14 protein-coding genes and 1 riboswitch are annotated in these 15,660 nt (G+C 43.3%); of the genes, 12 read left to right on the forward strand and 2 right to left on the reverse strand.

Annotated elements, in window-relative coordinates:
* Positions 1–87 precede the first annotated feature (87 nt).
* From Q0590_RS31640 to Q0590_RS31685, 10 genes are all read left to right on the forward strand, one after another.
* On the forward strand, positions 88–738 hold the full coding sequence (locus tag Q0590_RS31640; RefSeq protein WP_302041670.1) for an NADPH-dependent F420 reductase: 651 nt from the start codon (positions 88–90) through the stop codon (positions 736–738).
* Positions 739–797: 59 nt separating this feature from the next.
* Complete coding sequence (locus Q0590_RS31645; protein WP_302041671.1) at positions 798–1,334, forward strand: ester cyclase; 537 nt, start codon at positions 798–800, stop codon at positions 1,332–1,334.
* A 45-nt stretch (positions 1,335–1,379) separates the two neighbouring features.
* Positions 1,380–2,252 (forward strand): PhzF family phenazine biosynthesis protein, encoded by an 873-nt coding sequence (locus tag Q0590_RS31650; protein WP_302041672.1) that lies wholly within the window; start codon positions 1,380–1,382, stop codon positions 2,250–2,252.
* Between the two features lie 317 nt (positions 2,253–2,569).
* Entirely contained in the window at positions 2,570–3,148 is a 579-nt protein-coding gene (locus Q0590_RS31655) for a hypothetical protein (RefSeq protein WP_302041673.1), read from the forward strand.
* 194 nt (positions 3,149–3,342) lie between these two features.
* Positions 3,343–3,440: riboswitch (TPP riboswitch) on the forward strand.
* A gap of 72 nt (positions 3,441–3,512) precedes the next feature.
* Complete coding sequence (locus tag Q0590_RS31660) at positions 3,513–4,238, forward strand: class I SAM-dependent methyltransferase (RefSeq protein ID WP_302041674.1); 726 nt, start codon at positions 3,513–3,515, stop codon at positions 4,236–4,238.
* The gene (locus tag Q0590_RS31665; RefSeq protein WP_302041675.1) at positions 4,235–5,299 is read left to right on the forward strand and encodes an AIR synthase-related protein; all 1,065 of its coding nucleotides are present in this window, start codon (positions 4,235–4,237) and stop codon (positions 5,297–5,299) included. Before Q0590_RS31660 ends, Q0590_RS31665 begins: the two co-directional genes overlap by 4 nt.
* Positions 5,296–5,946, forward strand: coding sequence for a thiamine phosphate synthase (locus tag Q0590_RS31670; protein WP_302041676.1), 651 nt, complete (start codon positions 5,296–5,298; stop codon positions 5,944–5,946). Before Q0590_RS31665 ends, Q0590_RS31670 begins: the two co-directional genes overlap by 4 nt.
* Positions 5,943–6,215 (forward strand): Trm112 family protein, encoded by a 273-nt coding sequence (locus Q0590_RS31675; RefSeq protein ID WP_302041677.1) that lies wholly within the window; start codon positions 5,943–5,945, stop codon positions 6,213–6,215. The genes Q0590_RS31670 and Q0590_RS31675 overlap by 4 nt, the downstream gene beginning before the upstream one ends.
* An 82-nt stretch (positions 6,216–6,297) precedes the next feature.
* Positions 6,298–7,227, forward strand: a complete 930-nt coding sequence (locus Q0590_RS31680) for a nucleoside hydrolase (protein ID WP_302041678.1) — start codon at positions 6,298–6,300, stop codon at positions 7,225–7,227.
* A gap of 48 nt (positions 7,228–7,275) precedes the next feature.
* On the forward strand, positions 7,276–7,644 hold the full coding sequence (locus Q0590_RS31685) for a hypothetical protein (protein ID WP_302041679.1): 369 nt from the start codon (positions 7,276–7,278) through the stop codon (positions 7,642–7,644).
* Positions 7,645–7,773: 129 nt separating this feature from the next.
* On the opposite strand, the gene Q0590_RS31690 is transcribed toward Q0590_RS31685, so the two are convergent.
* Positions 7,774–9,663 carry a T9SS type B sorting domain-containing protein gene (locus Q0590_RS31690; RefSeq protein WP_302041680.1) on the reverse strand — a complete coding sequence of 630 codons (1,890 nt, stop codon included), beginning with the start codon at positions 9,661–9,663 and terminating at the stop codon, positions 7,774–7,776.
* Between the two features lie 1,097 nt (positions 9,664–10,760).
* Here Q0590_RS31690 and Q0590_RS31695 point away from each other — a divergent pair.
* Complete coding sequence (locus Q0590_RS31695) at positions 10,761–11,981, forward strand: PQQ-dependent sugar dehydrogenase (protein ID WP_302041681.1); 1,221 nt, start codon at positions 10,761–10,763, stop codon at positions 11,979–11,981.
* Positions 11,982–12,081: 100 nt separating this feature from the next.
* Here the strand turns inward: Q0590_RS31695 and Q0590_RS31700 are convergent, their stop codons facing one another.
* Positions 12,082–13,533, reverse strand: a complete 1,452-nt coding sequence (locus tag Q0590_RS31700) for an MltF family protein (RefSeq protein WP_302041682.1) — start codon at positions 13,531–13,533, stop codon at positions 12,082–12,084.
* 436 nt (positions 13,534–13,969) lie between these two features.
* On the opposite strand from Q0590_RS31700, the gene Q0590_RS31705 reads away from it, so the two are divergent.
* The gene (locus Q0590_RS31705; RefSeq protein ID WP_302041683.1) at positions 13,970–15,250 is read left to right on the forward strand and encodes an amidohydrolase family protein; all 1,281 of its coding nucleotides are present in this window, start codon (positions 13,970–13,972) and stop codon (positions 15,248–15,250) included.
* The last annotated feature ends 410 nt before the right edge of the window (positions 15,251–15,660 follow it).

Raw genomic sequence — 15,660 nt, forward strand, 5'->3', positions numbered from 1 at the left:
AAGTACTACTTCTTAACCAGTGCTTCCTTTTTAGATAATAACTTTAAACAGCTTCAATAAGTCAACTTTGTTAAATGAAAACAATATATGAAAATAGCTATTATTGGTACTGGCCGCATGGGCAAAGCATTGCTCAACACATTCTATAAAGTGTATCCTAACGAAATTTTATTTGCAGGCCGCGACATAACACATACCCAACAAGTTATTAATGAGCTTGGATTGAATCTTCAAGCGGTGAGCTTGGAAGTAGCCATGCAGGCAGAGGTGATTATACCTACTTTATGGTTTGCCGATGTGCAACCCTGGGTACAGGAGAGAGCCATGGCATTACAAGGCAAAATTCTGATAGATATTACCAATCCATTCAATGAAACCTATGAGGATTTTACAACTCCCTACGATACCTCGTCAGCCGAAATTATTCAGCAGCTTATTCCTCATACGTATGTGGTAGGGGCATTCAAAAATACCTACTGGGTAGTGTTTGATAATCCTGTTCTGCAAGGACTCAAAAGTGATGTATATGTTACGGCCAATAAGGAAGAGGTACGGAAAAAAGTAATGAGGCTGCTGGAGCCTTTGCCCTTTCGCATTCTGGATGCAGGCACCTTAAAAAACAACCGTACTATTGAACGGATGACCCTACTTTCCAGGGAGTTGTCGTTAAAAGCAGGCAACTATCCGCGCATAGCTTTTAACTTATGGGGCCTGGAACATTCTTCGATCAGCGGATAAAGTAAACCCTGGCTGGGTTTTTCATCAACCGAGTTGTCTTATATTTTTACCTTATTATCATGATTCACCTAATACTCTTTTTTCTGATGCTTCAACATACTATAACAGGCATGTTGGGGCTCATTAACGAATCTCCCATTATGCAACAAACTTTTCACCTTAACAAGACAAAATCTTCTGAGCAACTTGTTAGAGAATTTCTGCTAACTGTACGTTCAGGAAAAGACCCTGGACAAGCCAGCAAGTATATGGCAGAAAAAGTGCTTGCCCACCAGATGAATGCTGAAAATCCGCAGACGGTAGAAAGAACGCCTCAAAATTATACAGCCCATGTACAAGATTTTTTACAGATGTACGGTCAGTTTGAGTTTGAAATTACCGAGCTGATTGCACAGGACGATAAGGTGTATGCCAGGTGGAAGCAAACCGGAAAGCATTTGACGGAAATAGATGGATATCCGCCTACCGGTTTACCTTTGATTGAAATAGCCAGTGCCGTTTACCGGCTTGAAAATGGCAAGATTGTAGAGTACTGGATACAACTTGACCGGACAGGCTTTGACAAGCAATTGCAAAGGCAATCGTCAAAAAAGTAAGTGATTACTCAAAATAATTCTTTTAGAAGTCTAACCAAGTTTAGTATGAAAGTGACGGTTCAATTAGTAAATGCGTTTATTGATGGAAATGTTGGCGGCAATCCGGCTGGTGTCGTGTTAGGGGCAGATAATTATTCTACGGAAGAAAAGCAAAAAATAGCATCTATGCTTGGCTATTCGGAAACAGCCTTTGTTTCCGAATCTACGGTAGCCGATTTCAAACTGGAGTTTTTTACACCCACCCAACAAATTCCGCATTGTGGGCATGCCACCATAGCTACGTTTTCCTATTTGCATCAATTAGGCCAGATCCCTACTTCCCACACCTCCAAAGAGACGATAGACGGTGTAAGGGCCATAGTCATGCGGGGAGAATTAGCTTTTATGGAGCAAAAACCGCCTGTCTATACAAAGGTTAATAAATGGGAAGATCAAATTCTGGAATCCCTGCAACTAACCAAAGATCAGCTGATACAAGGGGCTGCCCCTTTAGTGGTAAATACTGGAAACTCTTTTCTGCTGATCCCTATAAAAACCCAAGAAATTGTAGGTGACATAAAACCTCACTTTGAGAAGATAGAAAAACTGAGCCGGGTTTTAGGAAATTTAATAGGCTTTTATCCTTTCAGTATACAAACAAATCAAGCACAGAGAGATGCTACAGCCAGAATGTTTGCGCCGCTATATGGCATACAGGAAGAATCTGCCACAGGTATGGCCGCCGGGCCGCTTGCTTGCTATCTGCATGATGTTTTAAACATCCGTAAAAGTACCTATTTCATAGAACAAGGCTATCTGATGGAGCCACCTTCTCCGAGCCTTATACAAGTAGACATCGAAACCAGTAAAGGCTCCATTACGAAGCTTATGGCTGGAGGCAAGGGTATGGTCATGCAGCAGAAAATAGTCGCCTGGTAAGATTTTGGCATTCGTCCGTTCCATGGAACAAAGGCTACTTCTCTAAAAGGCCTGTTGCCGCATAGCATCACCGCCACTCACATTGTTAGTAATTAATTTCCTAAGAATTATGCTCAAACCGGTTAGCTTTTGAAAACCTAACCGGTTTGAGCTTGATCAGCTTTCTTTGTAAAAGATGTAAATACTTATTATAAACATACTGTATACAGGTTGCCTAGAAATAGAAAAGCCTCTATCATGGATAGAGGCCTTTATAAATATACACTTTTGCATTATGAAAAGTTGTAGTGCAATTTTTAATCCAAACGGTTAAATTTTTGTGTAAAAAAGAAAATATATTTTCTTGTGAAGTTTTACCCATCAAAAGTATCAGAAGAGTGGATGAAACTATGACCAGGTTACCGATTGGTCGCCTATTGTGTGCTAACTTGAAGGAATTCAAAAAGCCAGCTATGAAATTAATTAACCGTGGTCTTATAAAATACGGATTGATAATTGGAATGATCCTATTGATAACAAAGTGTAATTACAGAACATCAAGTCATAGGAGATTTTCACAAGCACTGGACATCAGAATCCCAGATGATTTTAAAGTTATTAAGGATGAATATCAGGAGAATTGGCAAGATTTTGCAGTCACTTACGAGATAACATTGACAGATGAGTCAATGTTAAAGTTGACAAAAAGTATAAGAGAGTCAAAATTTTATAATCCCCAAGCTTTTGGTAATGATTACGTATCACGCGAGATGCTTGTTGAGCATGGGGAGGATAAAGCTGTTTGGGCAAGATCAGATTCAGGTTATATTTTTCAAAATGATTCTGATAGAGACGGTTATTCTGCAAAAATTGATACAATTTCTTTGATTGCTGAATTCCATGAATTTCATGATTAATAAATTTACATCATAACACTCATTCACTTTTAACGGACCTTGCCCAATCTTAAGGCTTTACTTTAATAAGACCGGTTTACTGAAATTGTTGTAGTTTTCCAACGCTGATTTTTAGACGCCTTTTGATCCGCTAGCAAGGAGTTTGACAAAATTTACGTTTTTGTAGGGACTTTCTATTTTTTTTATACCTTTGCCAACATTACACGGGGTGCTTAACCAAACGTTAGGCTGAGAACATACCCGGAACCTGATCTGGATAATGCCAGCGTAGGAATTGTAAGGCTATTTGCATGTCTTTCTGGGCTTTTCTGCCCCTCCCTATCTGCTTACCTGGTCAGGCGTTTACTAACCCAAACTACCTGATATGAGCAATCTGGAAAAACAAAATTTTCAACTTATCACCCAGAATTTACGGAAATGGCAAGGCCGCGAAGAGTGGTTTTTCAACAGAGACCACACCGATACCTATGAACTATGGTACGAAGGCAGATACAAACGGGCCGAAATCTGGCAAAAGAAAACCATAGCACAACTCCTTAAGAAAGATCCACGGGTGCGTACCTTACTTGAGTTTGGCTGTGGTACCACCAGATTTACCAGGTGGTGGCATCAACTAGGTATTGAAGCCAGCGGAGCTGATCTTTCACCGTTTATGCTTGGCCAGGGCGTACATCTGTTTGAAGGTGACCTGGTGCTGGCAGATGCCCATTATATGCCTTTTAAAGACCATACCTTCGATGCATTGGCCTTTATTACCACTTTCGAATATTATAAAGATCCGGTTAAGGTAATCCGGGAAGCTGTGCGGGTGGCCAAATATGGAGTGGTATTTGGCATGATGAACCGGAATTCCCCTAAAGTAGCCAGAAGGCGGGTGCAGCAACTATTCGGAAAAAATCCTTTTTATGTGACCGCCACCTTTTATACACCTTCCAAACTTACCGCACTCATTGAAGAGGCCTTGCAGGGAAGAAAGTATACGCTGGAATGGATGGCTACAGGCTTGCCTGAATGGTTTCCAGTGCAGCAATGGAAGGTACCCTACGGCGATTTTTTTGGGTTGTACGTAAAATTAACCGATGTACAATGAGTGCGTTCACCGATACTTCCGGAAAAATAGGCAGCAAGTTGTTTAAAGAAATGCTGCTGCCTAAATGCGGAGCCTCCCGTAGAGAAGTGCTAACCGGGCCTGGTTTCGGTGTAGATACTGCTGTTATTGAGCTAGGAAACGGGCTGGCAATGGCTGTTTCCAGTGATCCTCTTTCCCTGATTCCCTCCATTGGAATGGAAGCCTCTGCCTGGCTATCCGTACACTTGCTAGCCAACGATATGGCCACTACCGGATTAGCCCCTATGTATGCCCAATTTGTGTTAAATCTGCCAACGGAGCTCTCTGCCCGGTCTTTTAAAGAATATTGGGAGTACATTCATCTTTTTTGTAAAAAGATTGGTGTATCCATATCCGGTGGGCATACCGGCCAAATAGAAGGGATGCACTCGACTATTTCAGGGGGCGGTACCATGTTTTTAGTAGCGCCTACGCACCGCATCCTTACCTCTACCCGTGCCCAGCCGGGAGATGCATTGGTGGTAACTAAACAAAGTGCACTTACCGCATCGGCTATTTTGGCCATGAGTTTTCCTAAAACGGTTAAAAATAAAGCCGGCACCGAAATTTACCTGAAAGCCTGCGAGAGTTTTTATCAGACTTCCTCTCTGGCCGATGCCCTGGCAGCAAGCGAACGGCTGGAACCAAACAGCCAGTTAAAAGCTATGCACGATGTAACGGAAGGAGGGGTTGTTGGAGCTATCTGCGAAATGGCCATGGCTTCTGGTTGTGGATTCAGAATTGATGATGCTAAACTTCCGGTTAGTGAAGTGCAAAAGCAAATCTGCCGCCTGTTCGACATTGACTACCGCTTTGCCGTAGGTGCCGGTGCCATGATTATGGCGGTAAAAAAAGGACTGGAATCTGAGCTGACGGCTCATCTGCACAGCAAATCCATTCCAGCAGTGGTTGTTGGTGAGATGACACCAGCAGAAGAGGGCTTTGTGCTAATAAAGAATGGAGAAGCCAGCCATATACACGTGGATGAAAAAGATCCGTATTGGGAAGCTTTTTTTAAGGCTATAAAAGCAGGGTTAACATGAGCACACTTCCTGTCATTACCGGTGGTATTTATCTGGTCTTAAATCCGGATATACCCCGGCTTATACTGCTCAACAAACTGGAACAAGCGCTGGAAGGAGGAGTAGACATATTGCAACTCTGGAACAACTGGCCGGCATCGTATACTTACCAGGATAAGATCAAGTTGATCGAATCGGTAGCTCACCTGGCTGCGGCTTATCAGGTACCTTTGCTGATCAACGAAGAATGGCAATTGATCAGAGATACCCCACTTTCCGGCGTACATTTTGACCGGATACCCCAGAATTATGAACAAATAAAATCCCAGATTGGCAGAAAGTTTATGGCAGGTATCACCTGTGGTAATGATCTGCAGGTTATTCGCTGGGCGGATAAAAACCAACTGGATTATGTTTCCTTTTGCTCCGTGTTTCCTTCAACCTCTGTCCAAAGTTGTGAGCTGGTAGATCCACAGACTATTCATAAGGCCAGAGAAATTACCCGGATGCCCATCTTTCTTTCCGGAGGAATCAAGCTGGATACTATACACAAGCTGAAAGAATATGATTTTGCTGGAATAGCCCTTATCTCCGGAATAGTAAATGCAGACAATCCTAAACAAACCACTATTCAGTATAAACACGCCTTAACCAATCTTACTCTATGAAACTCGCCTTAGCCGAAAAATTATGCTGCCCCGTAGACAAGCATGCCCTGAATTTAAAAATATTCCGCACCGATAGTGAAGATAATCTGATAGAGGGAATCTTTACCTGTCCGCTTTGCCGGAGGTACTATCCAGTGGTATATGGCGTTCCGGTCATGACACCGGATGAATACCGGGAAAAAACGTTGGAAGAGCCTATGTTACTAAAATGGGGAGTACAGCCAGATTTGGAAAATCCTACGCGTTTCTTGTTGAAAGAGAAAGAATAGAACCCCTGCATTCGAAGCTGGCTGTATGGCATTGCCAGATAAATCCGTATATTTTTGGCAGAATGTACAAGCAAGCAAACCTATGCGTAAACTAGTCTTAATGGATCACGATGGAGGCGTTGATGACCTGCTCTCCCAGTTATTGCTGCTGACCATGCAGGAAATAGAATTGCTAGGCATTACGGTAACACCGGCAGATTGTTTTATTGAGCCTGCATTGGAATCTAGTTACAAACTTTTACAGGTCACGCAGAAAGAACATATTCCGTTGGGCAGGGGAGAGTATTATGGCATCAATGCGTTTCCCAGTGAATGGCGGGCAAGACCAGAGGTAATTAACGCCCTTCCCATGCTGATTAATCTGCCCCGGGCTCCTGATCCATATACCTACCCGGCGGCTGTTGATCTGATAGTGAAGAAGCTGATGCAGGCTTCCGGTACGGTGCAAATACTGTTAACCGGTCCTTGTTCTAACCTGGTGTTTGCCCTGGAGAAGCAACCTGAGCTGAAAAATAAAATTGCCCAGGTCGTGTGGATGGCTGGTGCTTTTGATGTGCCTGGCAATGTACAAACCTATCAGCATAATGGAACGGCCGAGTGGAATGCTTTCTGGGACCCTATAAGTACACAGAAGTTGGTAGCCCTGCAACTGCCCCTGGTATTTGTTCCTCTGGATGTAACCAATCATGTGCCGGTAACTAAATCCTTTCTTTCCCGATTAGCCGCACAGCTATCTTATCCACTGTCTCATTTAGCCGGCCAGATGTGGGCCATGACCATTGATACTATTCCCAGTTACCACTATGTGTATTATATGTGGGATATATTAGCTACCAGTTTTCTGCTGATTCCACAGGCGTTTACGACTAAACCAGTTCAGGTTAACGTAAGTACCAGGCCACCCAATGCCGGCCAGACTTATGTAGATGAACATGGATGGACAGCAACCAGGGTAACAGGTGTGGATATAGCCTCATTTTATGAATTTATTCTTACCCAGTTTAAGAAATAAGCCGTACCTATTCTTAAATTATAGTGGATAAAGTAATCCCATGAAGAAATGCCAAGAATAAAATTAAATAAACCAACTTTTGTACGTTGGAAAATTTATATTGACCGTGCCCGTATGTACATAGGCTACATCCAATTCTTCATGATTGGCATTGTCTTCTTTGAGTCATTCAAAGATAAAGCCATTGGCCAGCTAGTATACGAATACATCTATATCTCAATTCCTATACTGTTTATTCTCTTTATTCTCTTTTCCTTGGTTCTTGGCTATCTAGATTCCAGGTTAGGCTTTAAAGAGGAGGAACAACGTAATATTTCTAAGTCTAATCCTATTTTAATGGAAATTCTCAAATCTGTAAAAACCTTGGAAAAAGAAGTAAAAGAATTAAAAGAGAAGAAAGAAGAAAAAATTGAATAAACACGCTAGAACAACACCTAATCCGGCTACCAGGCTGCTAAAGCGCATCTTAATGTATGAATACTCAGCATCAATTGGTAGTAGGCTTATACAAGTCAGACATTAGGTGGATAAAAGGTAATACCTTGCTTACCGGAGCAAGGATACTGTACCTTTAAATACCCGGTTTCCATAATTGATCAGGTAATAATAGGTGCCAGTCGGGTAGCCTTGCCCGGTCCATTGAAATTCCCGCTCATGAGCAGAAAACACAGGCTGCCCCCAGCGGTTATATACGTTTATACCTTGAAAAATATTTTCACAATTATCGGGGGGCAAGTTGGGAATCTGAAAGGAGTCGTTGGCCCCGTCATTGTTGGGAGTAAACACATTGGGCGGAGAAAACCGGCTGAGTACACGTTCGAAACTCTCTGCCGACAACTGCACAGTTACCGTATCAAAACGGTTAAGCGAGCAGCTGTTGTCTTCGGTAATAAAATGGATAACATACCTGGAACTGCTCTCAAGCACTTCGCAGCTTGGAGTCCAGGAGAAAGGCTGCGTAATTTTGCCAGTGCCAGTGCTGTTTACGAACTGCATGCCTACTTCTTCCAGAGAAAATCCCTCACCTACTGCATAGAGTTTTAGCTGATCATTGTCGGGATCAAAGGCACTTACGTCAAAAGTAAGAGTCTGTCCTGTCTGTACGGCAACTTCATTATTGGGTAAACTGGTCGATACTTCCGGAGAAATGGTAGGTAGTGGTGCAATATAGACGCTTAGTAGCAGGGTGTCCCGCTTGGGAATCGGACAGCTATTGTCGCTGGCAATCACCTGAAGTAACAGAGGTTTGTCAGGTGTATGGGGTATACAGGCATTAAAACATATCTGCGATCGAAGGGTATCGGTAATTCTATTCGTCCAGCCCTGTTTGTTGGATAATGAAACACTTTCTGCTGAGAAATTCAGGGGATTTAGCTGTAGACTGATGGTTGAATTTGGGTCAGGATCAGTAACGATTACATCCAGGCACGCTTTCCCTCCATAGGATAACTGAATGGTCTCCTCCTCCGCAAAAAAAATAGGTTCATTTGCTTTTTTAGCTTGGAGGGTGGGGGCTGTATTTACCGGACAATCAATGACCAGCAGCTGAAAGTCGCGCTGCACAGCTCCAATTTTTTTCCCATTCCGGTATTCCTCACACAGTACCGAAAAAACGTACAAGCCAAGGCGGTTAGCAATAAAAGAGATCTGGCCGGTAGTTGGATTTATCCGCAAAGGTTCGGGGCCAGCCGTTAGGGTGGCCAGGCTAAAGCCAGCTGCCCAGTTTACAGAAGCATACGGGGCCGCATAAAAGATATCCATGGCGCCTGGGTTAGGGCTTCCGCTAAAAGGCGATCCAAAACCATTACTATTTCCACGTTTGGGAGTAGTCAGCGAATACCTCAACTCATCTCCATCCGCATCAGTTGCACCAAAGTCGAAGAAAAACCGTTCATTTACGCAGGCATAATCGCCTTTTGGCCTGTCAAAGGTGGGAGAACTGTCGGCAAATCTGGTGCCGTTCAGGGAAACAGCTGGAAATTCCAGGTAAAAAACCATTCCATTGTTGCCCGGATCGGTAATGTTAACAATTGCCCAGTTCCGGCAACATCTTTCAAAGGAAAAATAATAGCCTTCCGCTTCGGTATAGATATTGGGATCTAACGTCACTTCATCAAAATAGCGGATTTGCCTGGTTTGCAAGCGGCCATTTTTACAAGCTGAATTTGTATATTCTACAAGGGACGCTGAACGTCTGGGAAGCGCGAAGGTACCTACTTGCTTGTCTGTCCGTTTGCTGAAGGCTGCCACAAATATCTGCTCATCTTCTGCGTCACGTTCCCCGTTTATATCATCAAAATATAAGTTCAGGGATAAGGTAAACTGGTAGCTACGGCCGGTGTATAGCAAGTTCAATTCGCCGCCAACTATGTGAGTAGCCTGTACAAGCCAGGGAATCAGCATCAGCAAAGCCAATAAAAGCACCCTTTTCATCATAAACGGCAGATAAATGAAACCTAACAGGCTTTTCTACATGGGCTGTATAGAGTAGAAAATCAGCATCCGGTAAGCTAAGGAAGCGGACAATATAAAAGCCCCGATGTTCCCGTACTTAAGCACTGATACAGCTATGTAAGTTAATATAAGATCGTCAAAAAGAAAAGGAACTGGCAGGCATACTACCAAAATCTGATAAGAATACTTTTGGCTTGTACCGGCAAAACCACAGCTCATCCATTCTGTACCCTACCCAATGCCATTTGTGCTCCTGCCTGTATAGTGGATAAGTAGGCCGTTGTGCCTGGTTATGGGTTACAGATTGGAACAGAAAGCTGGGAGATAAACAGTAAAGTGAAGGTTACATACCTATGAATATTAGTTTCAAAGGCAGCCTGAGATGATGCAAATGTTGCCAGCTAGCTGAGAAGGCTTACAAGGTGTCTACTGTAGGCGAGCTAACTAGCCTGCCATCGTAAAAGAGGCACAAAGGTTCTACTGATCCTTCTGTCGTTTACTGCCTATATACATGTTTTACTGTTATGTTTGACGGGAATAATGATTTATTATTTGATTGTTGCAAAAGACTGGCAATGTATTCCTGAAATTGATACTAAAAATATACTATTTGTGTAAAAAATCTTTGTTTTGTCACGTTACTCCTTATAAATTAAATATTAGCAAATACACCTAACCAGCTATGAACATGAAAAAATCTCTTACTCTGCAAATTCGTGCTGCCACCCCGCAATAGCAAAACCTTCTGTAGTTCAGCAGTCTATGGCCTAAGAATATTCATTGCACAAACAAATTTCTGATAGCTGCTTGCCCGGTTTTTTATCCGGAAAATAGTACTAGCCTCTTGTATGGCCAGGAACTTAGGTTGCTTTAGCCTCTGATACACAACTTGTTTACGAAATATTCTCTCAAAAGAAGATTCTCTCAAGAAAAAACAATCGGTACTTGTACTTCACTGGCTGTATGTATGGGTGAATTAACAAGATTATTACCTGTATCCATAGCCAAGCAACCAATTGCCAGGCAACTAATTACCAACATAAACCACCTTTTACCACCTATACTTATTCTTTCTGTCTATGAAAAATGTACACAAACTATTTATTGGTACGGGCGTACTTCTCGCCATCGCTATTGGCTGTAACAAAGATGATATTTTTAATGAATTAATTCCTGAGACAAACGAGCAACCGACTACTTCTCAGGTACAAGGCTACGTATTTAAACCGGCCCTGGCAGAGCCTACCGCCGAAAATGTTGCTCAGCTGAAAGTACCTGCCGGCTTTGCTGTAAATAAATTTGCCGAAGGACTCGGTAAACCCAGAATTCTGGCGGTTGGCAGCATGGGGCAAGTATATGTTACCGATAGAGAAGCCGGAACGGTTACCATGCTCATGGATACAAATGGAGATGGCATAGCTGAGAATAGCAGTATAGTAGCAAACATTAAACAAGTGCATGGCATTACGTTGTATAACAACATGGCCTATATGGTAGCTGTCAGGGAAGTATACCGGGCGGCAATGAATCCGGATGGAACGCTGGGCCAACCACAACTGCTGATCAACGATTTACCGGATGCGGGGCAGCACCCCAACCGCACGATTGCTTTCGGGCCAGATGGATTCATGTATATTACGGTTGGCAGCACGTGTAATTCGTGTCCAGAACCTAATCCGGAAAATGCCACCATTCTGCGGGCGAATGCCGATGGCACTAACCGGAAAATATTTGCCAAAGGCTTACGGAACACCATTGGCTTTGGATGGCACCCCCAAACCAGTGAACTCTGGGGCATGGATCACGGAATTGACTGGCTGGGAGACAATGAGCAAAAAGAAGAATTAAATAAAATTACCCAGAATGCCGATTATGGATGGCCTTATATTTTTGGAGAGGGCAAATACAACCCATCCGACAGGCCAAAAGGCGACACTACCTATGCCCAGTATCTGGCTAAAACCACCCTTCCCAGCCTGACGTATCAGGCGCATAGTGCTCCTATGGGTATGGTATTTTATACTGGCAGCCAGTTTCCGGCAGACTATCAGAATAATGCCTTTGTGGCTATGCGCGGTTCATGGAACCGCAGTGCGCCGGTAGGCTACAACGTGGTGCGCGTCCGCTTTGAAAACGGGCAACCTGCTGCTTTTGAAGATTTTCTCTCTGGCTTTTTAGTCAATAATAACAAAGCTCATTTTGCCAGATTGGTAGGCTTAGCTGTACATACAGATGGCTCTTTATTAGTTTCTGATGATACGAATGGCGTTATTTACCGGGTGGCCTATACCACACCATAAAAGATGGTTTATTTACTGCCAAAAGCCCGGCTATACTAGCCGGGCTTTTGGCATGCAGAAGGGGTAGCATTTGATGAACCTGCGTTAAGCCGGACTAGCTTTAGTTTACAAAAGTTTTATACGATTGGTAATATTCCAGAATGTGCTGTACATAGGATACGGGTTCTTTTCCGCGGCAGTAGCCATATTTTACTACTCCGTCTTTGTAGTATTTAGGCAGCGACAAATCCAGTAACATTTTCTCTACATTTTCCTCCCATTTCTGGGCGTCCAGGTGGTTTTTTTCGGCAAGCCTTCTGGCATCCATTACGTGGCCCATTCCTACGTTATAAGAGGCTAGTACAAATTTTATCAACTCATTTTCGTCATTAATTAATGGCCGCCAGCTCTTTTGCAGCCATTTCAGGTATTTAATGCCTGCCTCTATATTTTTCTCTGGTGTGGTAAGCTGATGCGGCTGAACGCCTAAACTTTTGGCAGTGGCCGGCATCAATTGCATAAGCCCGGTAGCACCCACCCACGATTTAGCCGCCGGATTAAACCGTGATTCCTGAAAAATGACTGCGGCAATTAATTTCCAGTCCCAGTGAAGCTGCTTGGCATTCTTTTTAATTAATTCATCATAAGGAGAAATATGGCCGGCTTTTGCTAATGGAAAATTTTCCCGGAGGGTTTGCTTCTTAGTTTCAGAAAGTTGGGTGTATTTGTTCACTATCAGGTTATAGTCCAGAGTTCTGCGCCGCTTGGTTAACCAAGTGTTCAATGTTTCCAGTAATCCTTCCGAGTGTTTGCAGGTAGCCCAGCAAACCGGCTGCTTTTCAGAAAGTGTAAAAGAATAATCAATTTTGTTATAAAATACCCCCATGGTTTTAGCCACGGTGCCATTGGTAACAGTATAATCTATTTTCCCTTTGGCCACCATTTCTATCAGGTTTTCATCGGTTAAGGTGTCCGCCGCTTCCTGGATAGTAAACGAAATATTATTTGTTTCTGCATAGGTTTGCAGGGTAGACCGGAACGAAGAGTTTTTGCGGATCAGCACAGTTTTACCTGCCAGATGGGAAGGTTGAGAAACTAACTGCTTCCCGCCTGCACGTTGTATCAGCCGGTGGCCGCTCTCTACTACTGGATGCGTAAAATCAACTTTTTGCAAGCGTTCTGGTGTTACGTTCAGGCTTCCGGTGGCTATATCTCCGGCACCTGATTCCAGGCTGTCGAGCAGGTGTGCGGTGTGTTTTACTACCTTTACCTCCAGTTCCAGGTTGTTTTCTTTGGCAAACAGGTTAAGCAATTCGTACTCCATACCCATTAAATCGCCTTTAAAAAAAGAATGACTATACAAACTGCCATCTACCAGCAACGTAAGTTTTTTGCTTGTCAGGGGCGATCTTTTCCGAGTTCTGTTGGAAGAAGCTGTTTTGCTTGTCCTGGTAGTTTTGATATTTCTAATTATTCCCGTATGCGGTACACCCTGCATGGTTGAAAAAAGAGAGCAAAACTGAAAAAACAGAATTACTACCAACTGAACCGGGTTAGAAATGAGTTTAAACATGTTATTTAAGTAGTAAGATGGTTTGTTTATATATTCTACTATCGTCATGGATTACTTACCCGGCAAGCTTAGTGGGTGGCTACCTACAAAAAGATAGCCCAGAAGCGGAAAACTATCTCTGTTAAAAGGTATTGCCCATTCTGCGTAAATAGTAGCCGGCAGTAAACCAATAGTATTAAGTCTCAGCTTGTTCTGTAAGTGTCAGATCTATTCTGCTGAGATACCGGTTTATGTACAAAAGCTTGATTAGTAAACTGCAAGGGAATAAACTTTTTCAAAATTCTTTGAAAAGACTCAGATTTTAAAAATTGGGCCACTTTGCCAAAGAAGAGGGCTTCAGGCAAGCATCAAAATGAATTATTGCAATCTATCGCCTGGTTAATCTGCCAGATGGGGTACAGGTGTATGTATAGCAGAATTTTCTTACTTTCAGGTCATGAAATGGATCAGACTTATACCCCTGCTGCTTGTTAGTTTAGTTGCCTGCCAGAGCCGCCAGACTACCCAGCCCACTTATATAGCCTTTACCGGGGCAACCATTCTGGATGGTACTGGCGCTAGCCCCCTTACAGATGGAGTATTGCTGATCCGGCAAGGGAGGATAGTAGCCGTAGGTACCAGAGACCAGGTTACCATTCCTGAGAATACCCAGGTGCGCAATGTTTCCGGAAAAACAATTATTCCAGGCTTAATTAATGCACATGGACATGTGGGGGATGTAAAAGGTATTGAGCCTGGGCATTATTCTGCCGAAAATGTGCAGGATAATCTGGCTATATATGCCCGCTATGGAATAACTACCGTTGTCAGCCTGGGAGGCGATAAAGAGGAATCAGTAGCTCTGCGTGCTGTTAGGGATACCACATCTCATGGAAGAGCCCGGTTATATATTGCCGGGGAGGTAATAAACGGCAATACGCCGCAGGAAGCAGTGGCTGTGGTAGATCAAAATCATACCATGGGCGTAGATTTTATGAAAATCCGGGTGGACGATAATGTAGGAACATCTCCCAAAATGCCGGAGGATGTGTACCGGGCCGTCATTGCCAGGTCGCATGAGCTGGGGTACAAAATTGCCACGCATATGTATTACCTGGACGATGCCAAAAAATTACTTGAAGCAGGTACAGACTTACTCGCCCATAGTGTACGGGATTTGCCGGTCGATGATGAATTTATCCGGCTAATCAAGGAGAGAAACATTGGCTATTGCCCAACCCTTACCCGAGAGCTTTCTACTTTTGTGTATGAAGATACGGCTGCATTTTTCACAGATCCTTTCTTTACTAAAGCGTATGATCTGGCAACCATCAGCCCGTTAAAAGATCCGGCATACCAGCAAAAAATACAAAACAACCCGGTTGCCCAGACCTATAAACGTCAGTTACCAGTGGCTATGCAAAATCTGAAAACATTGGCTGCACAAGGCGTACCGATTGTTTTTGGCACAGACAGTGGCATGCCTGCCAGGTTTATGGGCTACTTTGAACACTTGGAAATGCAAATGATGGCCGAAGCCGGACTTACCCCCCAGCAGATTATTGAGTCGGCAACTAAAAATGCTGCCGCCTATATGGGGTTGAAAGAAATAGGTACACTAACACCAGGCTACAGGGCAGATTTTCTGGTATTAGATGCCGATCCGCTGGCAGATATTGCCAATATCCGGAAAATAGCTGATATCTATATTGGGGGCACGGAAGTAGAGGCCAAATAACATATATCTACTGTAGTAGTCCATATCTTTATTCCGAATCATTAGGACGCTGGGGTGGCAGAAAACCGGTGTTTTCGCTGCATTCAGCTGGTCGGCTATGATTTGCCAGGTAGAAATGCCGGTTTGTAAATTTTTCCAGGCACACCTTGAAAAGTATTTTGTATGACCGGTTGTCTAAAACTATGTCTCGGTACAGACAAGCCCTTGTCAGCATCAGTTGCCAGAAGAAGGGGGCATACAAAAATTACTGTAGAAGATAATGGCTTCGGGATGGATATAACACAGTAGGATGAACTATTTGCTAGTTTTAAACGCATGCATACTCTTGTATGGAGTACAGGTATCGGTTTGGTTTGTACATTGTAACAAAGATGATAGAAAATGCCAGGCGCAGCATGGAAGTAGAAAGC

The sequence above is a fragment of the Rhodocytophaga aerolata genome, assembly GCF_030503435.1.
Taxonomy (GTDB): domain Bacteria; phylum Bacteroidota; class Bacteroidia; order Cytophagales; family 172606-1; genus Rhodocytophaga; species Rhodocytophaga aerolata.

What these genes read in the sequence shown, in the direction of transcription:
- Q0590_RS31640 (WP_302041670.1), top strand. Translation starts at nt 88, where the DNA reads ATGAAAATAGCTATTATTGGTACTGGCCGCATGGGCAAAGCATTGCTC.
- Q0590_RS31705 (WP_302041683.1), top strand. Translation starts at nt 13,970, where the DNA reads ATGAAATGGATCAGACTTATACCCCTGCTGCTTGTTAGTTTAGTTGCC.
- Q0590_RS31670 (WP_302041676.1), top strand. Translation starts at nt 5,296, where the DNA reads ATGAGCACACTTCCTGTCATTACCGGTGGTATTTATCTGGTCTTAAAT.
- Q0590_RS31675 (WP_302041677.1), top strand. Translation starts at nt 5,943, where the DNA reads ATGAAACTCGCCTTAGCCGAAAAATTATGCTGCCCCGTAGACAAGCAT.
- Q0590_RS31665 (WP_302041675.1), top strand. Translation starts at nt 4,235, where the DNA reads ATGAGTGCGTTCACCGATACTTCCGGAAAAATAGGCAGCAAGTTGTTT.
- Q0590_RS31660 (WP_302041674.1), top strand. Translation starts at nt 3,513, where the DNA reads ATGAGCAATCTGGAAAAACAAAATTTTCAACTTATCACCCAGAATTTA.
- Q0590_RS31650 (WP_302041672.1), top strand. Translation starts at nt 1,380, where the DNA reads ATGAAAGTGACGGTTCAATTAGTAAATGCGTTTATTGATGGAAATGTT.
- Q0590_RS31680 (WP_302041678.1), top strand. Translation starts at nt 6,298, where the DNA reads ATGCGTAAACTAGTCTTAATGGATCACGATGGAGGCGTTGATGACCTG.
- Q0590_RS31645 (WP_302041671.1), top strand. Translation starts at nt 798, where the DNA reads ATGATTCACCTAATACTCTTTTTTCTGATGCTTCAACATACTATAACA.
- Q0590_RS31700 (WP_302041682.1), bottom strand. Translation starts at nt 13,533, where the DNA reads ATGTTTAAACTCATTTCTAACCCGGTTCAGTTGGTAGTAATTCTGTTT.
- Q0590_RS31690 (WP_302041680.1), bottom strand. Translation starts at nt 9,663, where the DNA reads ATGATGAAAAGGGTGCTTTTATTGGCTTTGCTGATGCTGATTCCCTGG.
- Q0590_RS31685 (WP_302041679.1), top strand. Translation starts at nt 7,276, where the DNA reads ATGCCAAGAATAAAATTAAATAAACCAACTTTTGTACGTTGGAAAATT.
- Q0590_RS31695 (WP_302041681.1), top strand. Translation starts at nt 10,761, where the DNA reads ATGAAAAATGTACACAAACTATTTATTGGTACGGGCGTACTTCTCGCC.